A 13627-nucleotide genomic window follows, 5' to 3' on the forward strand; every position below is an offset into this window, starting at 1 on the left:
GCACGGTGCCGCCTACGATCCGCGCCCGGTGCGGCCGACGATCCGCGCCCGGGGCGGCCCACGGTCTGCGCGCGGGGCGGCCGACGATCTGCGCGCGGTGCCGGTCTGTGCGCAATGACTTGACGTGTACTTGGCATAGTGGCTTCATGGGAGCGCTCCCACTCCCTTCCGATGCCGGAATTCCTTCCTGGCGCTCACTCCCTGGAGCCGCAGTGAGAAGAGCACGCAGCACGACACGAAAGAGGTTCCTGCCCACCCTGGCCGCCCTGCTCGGTCTGGGGATGGCCGTCGGCCTCCTGGCCCCGGCCGCCGCGCAGGCGGCGGCACCGTCCTCCGTCCGGGCGGCCGAGGCCCCCTCCGCCCAGGCCGTCGGCCTCCACATCGACGACGGCCGCCTGCTGGAGGCCAACGGCAACGATTTCGTCATGCGGGGCGTCAACCACGCCCACACCTGGTACCCGGGCGAGCTCCAGTCGCTGGCCGACATCAAGGCGCTCGGCGCCAACTCCGTCCGAGTGGTCCTCTCCGACGGCTACCGCTGGAGCGAGAACAGCGCGGCCGACGTGGCGAACGTTGTCACCCAGTGCAAGGCCAACCGTCTGATCTGCGTCCTGGAGGTGCACGACACCACCGGCTACGGCGAGGACACCGCGGCCGGCACCCTCGACCACGCCGCCGACTACTGGATCGGCCTGAAGGACGTGCTCGCCGGCGAGGAGAACCACGTCATCATCAACATCGGCAACGAGCCCTGGGGCAACACCGACCCCGCGGGCTGGACCGCGCCGACCATCGCCGCGATCCAGAAGCTGCGCGCCGCCGGCTTCGAACACACGATCATGGTGGACGCCCCCAACTGGGGTCAGGACTGGCAGGGCGTCATGCGCGCCAACGCCCAGAGCGTCTACGACGCCGACACCACCGGCAACCTGATCTTCTCGATCCACATGTACAGCGTCTTCGACACGGCGGCGGAGATCACGGACTACCTCAACGCCTTCGTCACCGCCGGACTGCCCATCCTCATCGGTGAGTTCGGGGGGCCCGCCGACCAGTGGGGCGACCCGGACGAGGACACCATGATGGCCACCGCCGAGCAACTCGACCTCGGCTACCTGGCCTGGTCCTGGAGCGGCAACACCGACCCGATCCTCGACCTGGCGATCGGCTTCGACCCGACGCAGCTCAGCTCCTGGGGCCAGCGCATCTTCAACGGGACCGACGGCATCGCCCAGACCGCCGAGGAGGCCACCGTCTACGGCGGTACCTCCGGCGACACCCAGGCACCGACGGCGCCCGGTACCCCGGCGGCCTCGGCCGTGACGTCCACCTCCGCCACCCTGACCTGGACCGCGTCCACCGACAACATCGGCGTGGCCGGCTACGACGTCGTCAGCGTCGGCGGCGGCACCGAGACCAGGGTCGCCGTCTCCACGACGAACACCGCCACCGTGAGCGGCCTCACCGCCGACACCGCGTACACCTTCGCCGTCTACGCCCGGGACGCGGCCGGCAACCGTTCGGCGCGCTCGGCCACGGTCGATGTCACCACCGCGGAGGACGGCGGAACCCCGGGCGCGTCCTGCTCCGTCGGCTACCGCGTCGTCGGCGAGTGGCCGGGCGGCTTCCAGGGCGAGATCGCGCTCCGCAACACCGGTACCGCCGCCGTCAACGGCTGGACGCTGGTCTTCGCCTTCGCGGACGGCCAGACGGTCACCAACATGTGGGGCGGCACCGCCACCCAGAGCGGCGGCACGGTCAGCGTCACCCCGGCCTCGTACACCACGGCCATCCCCGCCGGCGGCTCGGTCACCGTCGGATTCATCGGCGCCAAGGGCACCACCAACACCGCTCCGACCGCGTTCACCCTCAACGGCACCGCCTGCACCACCGCCTGACTCACCGTCACCGACGGCTCACGGCGCGCGCGGTCGGCCCGCACCCGGCCGGCCGTCCACAGGCACCCGGTCCGCCCCGGCCGGGTGCCTCCGCCGGTCAGGGCGCCTCAACCACCGTCCGTCAGGAGCCCGATCGCGCCGCCTTTCGCCATCCGAATCCCCATCGAACGAAATTCATGGGTGTGAGCGCCGAAAGTGCGGGCAGGCGGGCGGTGTGCAGCTATAGGTCCACCTGGGAGGGAACATGATGACGGAGACGGCGCTGCGGATCGCAACGCACACCGCCGGACTGCCGGAGGTCGCGGATCCGTCGAAGGTGGCTCCGAAGGACGCGCGGCAGCTGACCCGCCTGTTCTTCGAGCAGTTGGCGGTTCTGGAAGAGGGAACGGAGGAATTCCAGTACGCGCGCAACACGCTGATCGAGATGAACATCTCCCTGGTGCGCTACGCGGCCTCGCGGTTCCGCAGCCGTGACCCGGAGGAGATGGAGGACATCGTCCAGGTCGGCGTGATCGGTCTGATCAAGGCGATCGACCGCTTCGAGCTGTCGCGCGAGGTGGAGTTCACCTCCTTCTCGATCCCCTACATCGTGGGCGAGATCAAGCGGTTCTTCCGGGACACCACCTGGGCCGTGCACGTTCCGCGCCGTCTTCAGGAGGCCCGGGTGCAGCTGGCGCGGGCGACGGAGGAACTGAGCAGCCGGCTGGGCCGGACGCCGACGGTGAGCGAGCTGGCGCAGCTGATGAACCTCCCGGAGGAGGAGGTCATCGAGGCGCGCCTGGCGTCCAACGGCTACCGGTCGTCGTCCCTGGACGCCGCCATCGGCGGCAGCGAGGACGGCGAGACCGCCCTGGCCGACTTCATCGGCGACGAGGACGGCGCGCTGGAGCTCGTGGAGGACTTCCACGCCCTCGCCCCGATGATCGCCGAGCTCGACGAGCGCTCCCGCCGCATCCTGCACTGGCGGTTCGTGGAGGAGATGACGCAGGCTCAGATAGGCGAGCGTCTCGGGGTGTCGCAGATGCATGTCTCGCGGCTGCTGTCGCGCACGCTGGCCCGACTGCGTGAGGGCATGCTCACGACCGAGTGACCCACCTCGCCGGGACAACAGGCCGTGGTTCGGCGGCCCGCGCCTGCGACCCGGCACTTCGGCCCGCGCACCTGTGACACGGTGCGCGGGCCGTCGTGCGGTGTCACGACCGTGTGGGCCTGGTGCTGTCTCAACGACCGTGTGGGCCGTCGTGCTGTGTCACGGGCGTGTGGGCCGTCGTGCCGTGTCACGGGCGTGCGGGCCGTCGTGCTGTGTCACGGGCGTGCGGGTCGTCGTGCCGTGTCACGGGCGTGTGGGCCGTAGTGCCGTGTCACACGTGCGCGGGTCGCAGCGCCGAGTCGTCCCGGACGGCCGGCGGCCCTGGGGGCCCGAGCGGGGGCGTCCCCGGGGCGTCCCGCGAGGTGAGCGCCCGCACCGCGTCCCGCAGGCCGGGCGGGCGCAGCAGCCCGGGGCCCCCGGAGCGCCGGCTCCAGCCGGGGCCGCACAACAGCACCAGGCTCTGCGTCCGGGCGCCGCGCACCCCCCACCGGCTGGCGGCGACGTGCTGGGCGAGCGGCAGGCTCGCCGTGGACCGCGACTGCGACCACAGCGCCACCGCCGCGGGACCGACCCGCCGCACCGTCGCGAGCACCGCCTCGGCCGGGACCGCGCCGCCGAGCATGAGGGCGGGCACGCCCAGCTCCGCCAACGCGGCGCCGAGCGCCTCCAGAGGCAGTGTGTGCTGTTCACCCGGGAGACAGGCCAGCAGCACCGGTGAGGTGCCGGGCCGGTGGTCCTGCCGCGCACATGACACGTACAGGTGGCGCAGGGTGGCGGAGATGTGCCAGGAGAGCAGGTGCTCCACCTCCACGTACCGGTCGCCCGACGACTCCCACTTCCGGCCGACCGCGCGGAGCGTGGGCACCATCACCTCCTCCCAGGCCGTGACCAGCCCGTGGGCGCGGATCACGGCCGTCAGCTGCTCCTGGACCGCCGACGCGTCGAGCCGGACGGCCGCTCGGGCCAGGCCCCGGCACTCCTGGCGCACGTTCCCCAGCGGCAGACCGCCGGGGGAGCGCGCGTCCCGGTCCGGATCCGGCCCGTGGTCCGCGTCCGGTGCCGGTGGCGGTGGCGGTGGCGGTGGCGGTGCCGGACGCGGACCGGGACTCCGGGCCGCCTGCGCGTCCACGGTTGCGGGCGCTGCCGTGCCACGGCCGCGGGCACGTTCCTTCGCGGCGCGCGCGGCCTCGGCGGGAGGCACGCCCGAGGCCGTCAGTCGGCACATCTCCTGCACCATGGCCACGTCCTCCGGCGACCAGCGGCGGTGCCTGCCGTCGACCCGTACGGCGGGCCCCAGCCCGTAGCGGCGGTCCCAGGAACGCAGCGTCGTGGGGGAGACACCCACCCTGCGGGCCAGGAAACCGGTCGTCACCCCCACCTCCGGCGCTCCCGCCGTCGCGCGGGGGCTCACCTTCACCGGGCACCTCCGCGTCGTACGGCATTCGGGGCGGCGCCGCTTCCCCCTAGGGGGCCGGTCGCCGGGAAGCTGCGGCTCACCACAGGTCCTCGCCTCCTCTCGCACACCGAACGGGCTTCGGCCGGCCCGAGTGGCTCGTACGGTGTTCTCCCGGACGCCCCCGAACGGATGCGGCGCCGTGATCAGCGGCCGTTCTGCCGGACAACCATGGCCCAAACGGTGGATAAGCGCCTATATTTCTCGTTACCTCTGCCGGGTCGGCGGTGCTCCGGGCACCGCGGTAACGGGGCTGCCCCGATGGTGCGGCCCGACCTGCGGCGGAGGTTGTGATGAATTCTTCTCGCTGTGACGGCCGTCGCGCGCCGCTCCCGGGCGGCGCCCCGGGGCTCCGGGCGGGACGGGAGGTGGCACGTGAACTGGCGTGAGGCCGCGGCCTGCCGCTCCGAGGACCCGGAGCTCTTCTTCCCGGTCGGTGAGGAGGGCCCGGCACGCCGGCAGATCGAGCAGGCGCGCGCGGTCTGCCGACGCTGCCCCGTCCGCGTGCCCTGCGCCTCCTGGGCGCTGCGCAACGCGGAACGGGACGGCGTGTGGGGCGCGATGACGGCCGGCGAGCGCCGGGACGTGCTGTTCCGACGCCGGACCGGCAGCGACCCCTGAGCCGGGGCCGCCCTGAGCCGGGGCCGCCCTGAGCCGGGGCGTCCCGGGCCGCCGGGTCCGGGACGTACCCTCCCGCGGTCCCCGCGGTCGCCTGCCCAGCCGCCGTCCCCGCCTCCGGCACGAGGCCGTTCAACGAGGCCGGCTGCCCCGGCTTGACCCGTCCTTGCCCACTCCGGCCCTGGTGTGGTCCGGCCCTAGTCCGGCCCCAGTCCCGCTCCGGCCCGGCCCGACGCGGCCTGGCCTGGCCCGGCCTGGCCCGGCCTGGCCTGGCCTGGCGCGGCCCGGCGTGGTTCGGTCAGGGCCGGTCGAGCCCTGCCGTGGTGCGGACGGCGAGGCGCCTGTGGTGCGGACGGCGAGGTGCCCGTAGGGTGCGGACGGCGAAGCGGCCGTGGTGCGGACGGCGCTGGGAGCACAGGGGCTCAGCCGGGGAACCGGCCCGTGGACCGGAGGTGCCAGCGCCGTTCGGCGTAGGCCAGGTCGTCACGCCACAGGCGTCCGGCGGCGGCCCGTACGAGTGGCCGCAGCAGTGGGGCCATCGTGCGGGCCGCGGCGAAGCCGGGACGGTCCGAGGCGGCCACGACCGCCTCGACGACCGCCGTCCGCGGCCGGCCCAGGGCGTCCGGGCCCAGCGGGGTGGCGTGTGTCTCGACCACCGACCCCTGCCCCTCGCCTTCCGTGATGTGCATGACGACCGTGCGCGGCTCGGGCGCGGTGAACACCGCCCGGACCGGTACGACGAGCCGTCCGGCCAGCTTGAAGGAGACGTCGACGGCGAAGCCGTCCCCGTCCGCCGCCCCGCGCCCGGCCTCCTGCCCGCCCGCGCCGGCCGGGGACGTCCCGGGAGCGTCGACGACGGTCAGGTCGACGAAGGAGTACGGGTGGAACCAGGCGCCGTGCCAGGGATCCAGCCGGTTGGCGACGACGTCCTCCGGTTCGCAGGTGCCGACGCCCACGTAGACCGCCGACAGCGCGTCCGACAGGGCGGGCCTGACCGGTACGACCGGCTCGTCCAGGGGCGGCTCGCCGCCCACGTCGTCCAGCCGTACCCACACCAGTACGCCGTCGTCGTGCACCGGCAGCGGCTCCCAGCCCGCGAACGGGCCGCCGCGCAGGGCGAGGCCGTGCCAGTGGCAGACCAGGGTTCCGCAGCGCACCGGGCTGTCCCGGAGCGGCGCGCCGAGGTGGGGGCAGACGCCGGGCCCGGCGACCAGCCGGCGTGCCGCGTCGCGCCAGACGACGACCTCCCGGCCGGCGACCGTCCGGCCGAGGGGCCGGTCGTCGCGCACGTCGCGGGTGGCGCCGACGACGTACCAGTTGCCCGAGGGGCGTGCCTGGGCGCGTTTGAGCGCCCGGGCGATCACGGCCGGGCGCGCCTCGCGCCAGGTCGGGCGCTGCCGTTCCCAGGCCACCGGGTTCCTGCGCAGCGACAGCGGGAACCGTCCGCGCCGGACGGGACGGTCGGGACGGTCGGGGTTCACGCGGCCTCCTCGGGCAGCCGTTCGGACGAGGGCGGGAAGCCGGACGACGACGCCCCGCACGGCCCGGTCACTCCGGTGGGCGGCCGCCCCGGTCCGGGCGCCGGCGTCCGGCGTGCCCCGGTGCGCGCCGCCGCGCGGGCGGCGGCCAGGCGCAGCAGCCCGTCGGCGGCCACCGCGGCCCGCCGTCGGCGGGGCACCACGGCACGGCGGTGCAGCACCGCGTACCCGCCGTCGGCGACCGCGTCCAGGATGCCCCCGTAGAGCACGAAGGCCGTGCGGATGCACGGGCGGGACACGGGGTCGAGCTGGGCCAGCCCGGGCGCCGCCTCGCGGTAGACGCCACGGGTCAGTTCCTCGAAGGCCCTGAGCGCCTCGGTGATCCGCCGGTCGGGCCGGCCGGTGGCGCGGCTCCAGGCCAGCAGCCCCCGGTCCACGCCGTGCGCGCGCAGCAGGTCGGCGGGCAGGTAGACACGGCCGCGGTCGAGGTCCTCGCCCACGTCCCGCAGGAAGTTGGTCAGCTGGAAGGCGACGCCCAGGGCGGCCGCGTGGGGGGCGGCCTCCTCGCGCGGGACGACGGTCCCGAGGACCGGCAGCATCTGCAGCCCGATCACCGCGGCGGAGCCGTGCATGTACGCGCGCAGGTCGTCGTAGGTCGGGTAGTCGGTGACCTCCAGGTCGCTGCGCATGGCGGCCATGAAGTCGGTGAAGTGCCGGTGGTCGATGGCGTACCGGCGGGCCGTGTCGGCGAGCGCCAGGACCACCGGTTCGGTGCTGCCGCCGTCGCGCAGCCCCCGCTCCAGGCCCGCCTGGAGGCGCCCGAGGTCCTCCGCGCGGCGGTGGCGCGGCACGCCGTCGTCCAGGGAGTCGACGATGTCGTCCGCCCAGCGGGCGAAGCCGTAGAGGGCGTGGACGGCGGGCCGCCGTTCGACGGGCAGCAGCCGGGTGGCGAGGAAGTACGTCCTGCCGTGCCGGGCGTTGAGCGCGCGGCAGCGCGCGTAGGCGTCGCGCAGCGCCGGATCCGTGATGCCCGCCGCGTCGAGTTCACGGCCGGTCATGAGTGCGTTCCTTCCGGTGTGGCCCGCACGCCGGGGCGGCGGCCGGGGGCGGGGGAGGGGTGCCCGGTGATGCGGGCCGCGGCGAGCTTGCCCGACAGCAGGACGGTCGGCACGCCGACGCCCGGGGTGGTGCCGCACCCGGCGAGCACGGCGTTCTCGGTGCCGCGGACCAGGTTGCGCGGGCGGAACGGGCCGGTCTGGGCGAAGGTGTGGGCCGCCGAGAAGGGCGTGCCCGCCGCGTGCCCCTGGGCCTGCCAGTCGGCGGGTGTGACGAGGGTCTGGTCCTCGACGGACGCGGCGAGGCCGTCGAGCCCGCGCCGCTCCAGTTCTCGCAGGAGGCTGTCGCGGTACCGCGGTGCCAGCTCGCCCCAGGCGGCCGCGTCCGGCCCGACGTCGGTGTTCGGGCAGGGGGCGAGGACGTAGTGCAGGTGGTGGCCGGGCGGCGCGAGCGTCGGGTCGGTGGCGGTGGGGCGGGTGACGAGCAGCGACGGATCGCTCATCAGGCGGCCGGTGCGGGTGAGCTCGTCGAAGGTGCCGTGCCACCGTGCGCCGAACGACAGCGTGTGGTGCGCGAGGCGGGGCCAGGTCCGGTCCGTCCCCGCGTGCAGGACGACGGCCGACGGCGCGTGCCGGATGCGCAGGGGGCGGCGCGGCGTCCGGCCGAGGAGGCGGTAGGCGACCGGCAGGTCCGGGGTGAGGACGACCGCGTCGCACGGGATGCGCTCGTGGGCGGTGACGACGGCCGTGATCCGGTCGCCGTCACCGGAGCGCTCCAGCCGGGTGACGTCCCGTCCGAAGCGCAGGTCGGCGCCCGCGTCCGCGGCTGCGTCCGCCATGGCCCGCGGCAGCGCGTGCATGCCGCCGCGCGGGAAGTACACGCCGGCGACGGTGTCCATGTAGGCGATGACGGCGTACGCGGCGAGGGCGCGGGCGGGCGGGACACCCGCGTACAGCGACTGGAAGGAGAAGACGCGGCGCAGGCGTTCGTCGCGCAGGTGGCGGCCGATCCGCGCGTCCAGCCGGCCGAACCCGCCGAGCGCGGCCAGCCGGGCCAGGTCGGGGGTGAGCAGGTTCAGGGGCGAGTCGAAGTTGGTGTCGATGAAGCGCCGCATCTGGGCCCGGTACAGCTGCTCCAGCCAGTGCCGCAGCCGCCGGTAGCCGGCGGCCTCCGCGCCGCCCGCGAACCGCTCGACCTCCGCCTCCATCGCGTCCGCGTCGGTGTGCACGTCGACGCTGCTGCCGTCGGCGAAGAGGGCCCGGTAGGCCGGGTGCAGGGGGACGAGGTCGACGCGGTCGCGCAGGCTGTCGCCGACCGCGGCGAACGCCTCGTCGGCGAGGTCCGGCATGGTGAGCACGGTCGGACCGGTGTCGATGCGGTAGCCGCCGCGCACCAGGCACCCGGCGCGGCCGCCGGGCAGCGCGTCGCGCTCGACGACGGTGACCCGTCGTCCGGCGCCGAGCAGGTGCAGCGCCGCGGCCAGGCCGGAGAGCCCGGCGCCCACGACCACGACGTGGTCCGTGCGCCCGGGGACGGTCCGCGTCATCGCGCGGCTCCCTCGGCGCCGATGCGCAGCAGGAGGGCGTAGGACGCGTCGTCCTCGGGCCGCACGGGGGAGGACGCGGGCGCGGTGGCGCCGGGCGGCGACGACGGGGGCCGGGTGGAGGCGGGGGGCGGTGGGGCGGTGGAGGGGCGGGAGGCGGAGGGTCGGGAGGTTGGCGGGGAGGGAGCCGCGGTGGCGGCGGGCTGTGGGGCCGGCGCGGGCGGGGGTGTGTCTCGGGGGTCTGACGCCGCTGGGCGTGTGTCTTGGGGGGCTGATGCCGTGGGGGGTGCGTCGAGGTCCGATGCCGTTGGGGGTGTGTCTCGGGGGTCCGACGCCGCTGGGGGTGCGCTTCGGGGGTCCGATGCCGTTGGGGGTGCGCTTCGGGGGTCCGACGCCGCCGGGGGTGTGTCTCGGGGGTCTGACGCCGCTGGGGGTGTGTCTCGGGGGTCTGACGCCGTCGGGGGTGCGTCCCGGGGACCCGACGCCGCCGGGGTGGCTCCGGCGGTCGCCGGAGGGGTGTCGGCCGCTTCCGGGATGGCGCCGGCCGTGGCGTGGAGCAGCTCCCGCAGGCGCGCGCGGCCCTCCGGCTCCAGTGCCGCGGCGTCCAGGTGACGCATGCCCCGGGCGACCAGCCGGTCGATCCTCGCCTCGACGGCGTCGCGCGCGCCGGTCGTGACGAGGACGTCGCGCACCTCGGCGAGCCGGCCGTCGGACAGGTCGGCACGGCCGAGGGAGTGCCGCAGCAGCGCGAGCGCGCGCCGGTCGCCGGCCGCCTCGGCCCGGGCCAGCGCCACGGCGGTCAGGTAGGTGGGCTTGCCGGTCCGGATGTCGCCGCCGGAGGGCTTGCCGGTGTGCCGCGGGTCGCCGAAGACGTCGCGGAGGTCGTCGCGGAGCTGGAAGGCGATCCCGACGCACCGGCCCGCCGCGCACAGGGCCCCGGTCCGCGCGGGATCGGCGCCCGCCAGAGCGGCTCCGAGGGCCAGCGGACGCTCCACCGAGTACAGGGCGCTCTTCAGACAGGCGGCGCGGATCGCGCGGGCCGCGGAGCGGGCGCCCGTGGCCTGCCCCTGGACGTCCAGGTACTGGCCGGCCACCATCTCGGTGCGCATGGCGCTCCACAGCTCGCGCACCGCGCGGGCCGTGACCGGTGCCAGCTCGGTGGCCGCGACGACGTCGTCGGCCCACGCCAGCGCCAGGTCCCCGGCGAGTACGGCCGCCGCCTCGCCGAACCGCGGACCGTGCTCCGGCGGGACGGTGCCGGAGTACTGGGCGGCGACGTCGGCGTGCAGGGCGAGCCGTCCGCGCCGTAGCCGCGAGCCGTCCATCACGTCGTCGTGGACCAGTGCGCACGTCTGGATCAGTTCGAGGGCGGCGCCGACGCGCAGCGCGGCCTCCGCGGCGCCGGCCCCGCCGCCGCAGGCGCGCAGCGCCCACCACACGAAGCGCGGCCGCGTGCGCTTGCCGCCCTCCAGGGTGCAGCGGACGACGCGTTCGGCCAGGTCCCGGGCGAACACCGGGTCCAGGGCGGCGGCGTGCTCGGAGCGTTCGGCCAGGAGGTGGTCGAGGACGCGTCCCACGGCTCCGGGTACGTCGCCGTCGACGGCGGGCAGGTCGTTCACGTCCAGGGGGAAGAGGGCGGGCATGGCGCCTTCCGGTCGGCTGTCGGGGGAGGGGCCGCGCTCACCCGCGCGGGACGAGGGGGTGCCCGTCGGGGACGACGGGTCGCCCGCGCGGGAGGTGGCCACCAGGGACGGGAGGTGGCCCGCGCGGTGTCGCAGGGCCACGAGCGGAGCGCCGGGCGGCGGCCCGGCCAGGGGGTGTTCCTTCGCCTTGCTCGGGCGCATCCCGGTTCCTCTCGTCGTGATCGGCGTCGGCCCACACTGAACGCATTCCGCGTCGGGGACGGGCATGGATGCGCCAACCGGGGGACAGCCGTGCTTCGTTCTCGGTCGCCGGCGGGCGGCCGGGGACGGCGGGAGCGGGGCGACGCGACGTACCGGACCGGCCGGCGCACGCGAAAACGATGCAGAGTCGATGCAAGTTGATGCATCGATTGGCCGCTTCGCATGGTGGAGGGGCCGCGGTCGCTCCGTGCGACCGGCACCCCGGATCCGGCGAGGTGGACGGCCCCGGCGAGGGGCCGCGCCTCGGGGACGGGCCGGACACCGCCCGCACGAGGAGCAGACACCATGACCGCACAGCAGGCCGCCGGGCCCGCCCTCGACACCGTTCCGCAGTGGTCCCCGACCGAGGAGACCCTCGCCGACGACGGACTCGCCGCGGGCTTCGCCGCCGGCGACGAGGCCTGCCTGGCCGCCGCCTACCACCGGTACGGAACCCTGGTCCTCACCCTGGCGCGACGCTCGCTCGGGGACGCCCGGGAGGCGGAGGACGTGACGCAGACCGTGTTCCTGGCCGCCTGGCGGGGACGCGCCGGGTTCCTGCCGGAGCGGGGCACCCTGTCCGCCTGGCTCGTCGGCATCACCCGCCGCAAGGTCGCCGACGCGCTGTCCGCCCGGACGCGCCGCGCCGAACTCGTCGCGGCGGCCGGCGCGCGGATGTCCGTCACCACGGGGGACCGGCACACTCCCGACGCCGTGCTCGACCGCGTCCTGCTCGGACACGAACTCGCCAAGCTGCCCGCCCCGCAGCGCCGTGTCCTCACCCTCGCCTTCTACGACGACCTGACGCAGACCCAGATCGCCGAACTCACCGGCTGGCCCCTGGGCACGGTCAAGAGCCACGCCCGGCGCGGACTGCACCGGCTCGGCCGCTGCCTGGAGCACGACGGCGTGTACGCGAACGCCGGGTGATCCGCGCGGGCGGGAACGCGGCGACGCGGAAACGATGCGTTAACGACGCGACAGTGGCAGCTGTCCGGCCCCGCGCCCGTACGGCGGCGGGGCGACGCGCCTCGGCCCGAGCCGCGAGACGACCGCCGGGCGGCACGACACCCCGGCCACCGGCGACCTGAGCCGCCACCGCTACCGGCCCTGGCGACCTGAGCCGCCACGGCGACCTGCCGTGGCGACACGGGCCGCTACGGCGACCTGCCGTGGCGACGGCGAGCCGCCACGACGACCTGCCATGGCGACGACGAGCCGGTCACGGGCAGCACGGGCGCACGGCCGGCGGCGGCACCCCGGCCACCGGCGGCACAGCCCCGGCCACCGGCAGCACAACCCCGACGGCCCAGCGTGGCCCGCATCCGGAAGGGGCGCCGAGCAGGAATGCTTCCCACGGGAGCACACCGGACGCGCGCAGGGAGGGAGCGGCTCGTGCTGGAGGCGGAGGTCGCCATCGTGGGCGCGGGAGCCGCGGGACTCTCCCTCGCCCACCGGCTGACGCGCCCCGTCCCCGGGGCCGGCCGCCTCTCGGTGGTCCTGGTGGACGCCCCGCCGGGACCGCTGCGCCCGCCGCGACGGACCTGGTGCTTCTGGGAGGCGGGCCCGGGACCCTACGACGCCGCGCTGACCACGCAGTGGGAGCGGCTGCGGATCCACACCCCCGAGGGCCGGACCGTCGAGGACGGCATCGCACCGCTGCGCTACAAGATGCTCCGCTCCGACGACTTCGAGGCGCTCGTCGCCCGCGATCTCGCGGACGGCGACGACGTCCGCCGCCTGGAGGCGACCGTCGAGACGGTGCGCGCGACGGCCGACGGAGCCGAGGTCCGTGCCCGCGCCGACGACGGCCGCCCGCTGACCGTACGCGCCCGCTGGGTCTTCGACTCCCGGCCTCCCGGCAGCCTCCCGGCTGCCCGCACCACCTTGTTGCAGCACTTCCACGGCTGGTTCGTGCGCACCGCCCGGCCCATCTTCGACCCCGGCACGGTCGGGCTGATGGACTTCCGGGTCCCGCAGCCGTCCCACGGACTGGCCTTCGGGTACGTCCTGCCGACCGGCCGCCGCGACGCGCTCGTGGAGTACACCGAGTTCTCCCGCGCCGTCCTGCCCCGGCAGGACTACGAGGCCGCGCTGCGCCACTACACCGAGGACGTGCTCCGCCTCGGCCCGGTCCACGTCACCTCGACGGAGACCGGGGTGATCCCCATGACCGACGCGCGCTTCCCCCGCCGCGCCGCCCCGTCGGTCTTCCGCATCGGCGCCGCCGGCGGGGCCACCCGGCCGTCGACGGGCTACACCTTCTCCGCCGTCCAGCGGCAGACGAGGGCCGTCGCGGAGGCACTCCGGGCGGGCCGCCACCCGCTGCCGCCCGCACCCCACTCGGCGCGCTCCCGTGCCATGGACGCCGTGATGCTGCGCGCCCTGGACAGCGGCCGGGTCGACGGCGCCGCGTTCTTCGCGCGGCTCTTCTCGCACGTCCCGATGGAGCGGCTGCTGCGCTTCCTCGACGGCCGCACCCGCCTCCACGAGGACCTCGCCGTCGGCGCCCGCACCCCCGTACTGCCGATGCTCCGCTCCGCCGCCGAGCTGCCCTTCCTGCCCCGCAGGCCCTTCCCCGGCCCCGGACCGTGACCGCCGCCGGGAA

Annotated in this window: 9 protein-coding genes and 1 pseudogene; 5 read left to right on the forward strand and 5 right to left on the reverse strand. The window is 75.6% G+C overall.

Annotated elements, in window-relative coordinates:
• Positions 1–212: 212 nt before the first annotated feature.
• Positions 213–1898, forward strand: coding sequence for a cellulase family glycosylhydrolase (locus tag ACFYWQ_RS37160; protein ID WP_389523059.1), 1686 nt, complete (start codon positions 213–215; stop codon positions 1896–1898).
• A 244-nt stretch (positions 1899–2142) separates the two neighbouring features.
• Entirely contained in the window at positions 2143–2988 is an 846-nt protein-coding gene (locus tag ACFYWQ_RS37165) for an RNA polymerase sigma factor SigF (protein WP_389523062.1), read from the forward strand.
• Between the two features lie 271 nt (positions 2989–3259).
• Here ACFYWQ_RS37165 and ACFYWQ_RS37170 read toward each other — a convergent pair whose 3' ends face one another.
• On the reverse strand, positions 3260–4399 hold the full coding sequence (locus ACFYWQ_RS37170) for a MerR family transcriptional regulator (RefSeq protein WP_389523174.1): 1140 nt from the start codon (positions 4397–4399) through the stop codon (positions 3260–3262).
• Between the two features lie 417 nt (positions 4400–4816).
• Here ACFYWQ_RS37170 and ACFYWQ_RS37175 point away from each other — a divergent pair, with 417 nt between their 5' ends.
• A complete protein-coding gene (locus ACFYWQ_RS37175; protein WP_389523065.1) occupies positions 4817–5062 on the forward strand; it encodes a WhiB family transcriptional regulator in 246 nt (81 codons plus the stop codon).
• Positions 5063–5481: 419 nt separating this feature from the next.
• Here the strand turns inward: ACFYWQ_RS37175 and ACFYWQ_RS37180 are convergent, their stop codons facing one another.
• The 4 genes and pseudogenes from ACFYWQ_RS37180 to ACFYWQ_RS37195 all read right to left on the reverse strand — a co-directional run.
• Positions 5482–6540, reverse strand: coding sequence for a DUF5914 domain-containing protein (locus ACFYWQ_RS37180; protein WP_389523067.1), 1059 nt, complete (start codon positions 6538–6540; stop codon positions 5482–5484).
• Positions 6537–7595, reverse strand: coding sequence for a phytoene/squalene synthase family protein (locus ACFYWQ_RS37185; RefSeq protein ID WP_389523070.1), 1059 nt, complete (start codon positions 7593–7595; stop codon positions 6537–6539). Before ACFYWQ_RS37185 ends, ACFYWQ_RS37180 begins: the two co-directional genes overlap by 4 nt.
• Positions 7592–9139: a phytoene desaturase family protein gene (gene crtI, locus ACFYWQ_RS37190; RefSeq protein WP_389523072.1), complete on the reverse strand. Its 1548-nt coding sequence runs from the start codon at positions 9137–9139 to the stop codon at positions 7592–7594. The genes ACFYWQ_RS37185 and crtI overlap by 4 nt, the downstream gene beginning before the upstream one ends.
• A gap of 500 nt (positions 9140–9639) precedes the next feature.
• Positions 9640–10980 (reverse strand): annotated as a pseudogene (locus ACFYWQ_RS37195) (polyprenyl synthetase family protein); the annotation flags it as partial.
• Positions 10981–11325: 345 nt separating this feature from the next.
• Here ACFYWQ_RS37195 and ACFYWQ_RS37200 point away from each other — a divergent pair.
• The gene (locus ACFYWQ_RS37200; protein ID WP_389523075.1) at positions 11326–11949 is read left to right on the forward strand and encodes a sigma-70 family RNA polymerase sigma factor; all 624 of its coding nucleotides are present in this window, start codon (positions 11326–11328) and stop codon (positions 11947–11949) included.
• Between the two features lie 465 nt (positions 11950–12414).
• Positions 12415–13614, forward strand: coding sequence for a lycopene cyclase family protein (locus ACFYWQ_RS37205; RefSeq protein ID WP_389523078.1), 1200 nt, complete (start codon positions 12415–12417; stop codon positions 13612–13614).
• The last annotated feature ends 13 nt before the right edge of the window (positions 13615–13627 follow it).

Source organism: Streptomyces sp. NPDC003247, assembly GCF_042888135.1.
Lineage (GTDB): Bacteria > Actinomycetota > Actinomycetes > Streptomycetales > Streptomycetaceae > Streptomyces.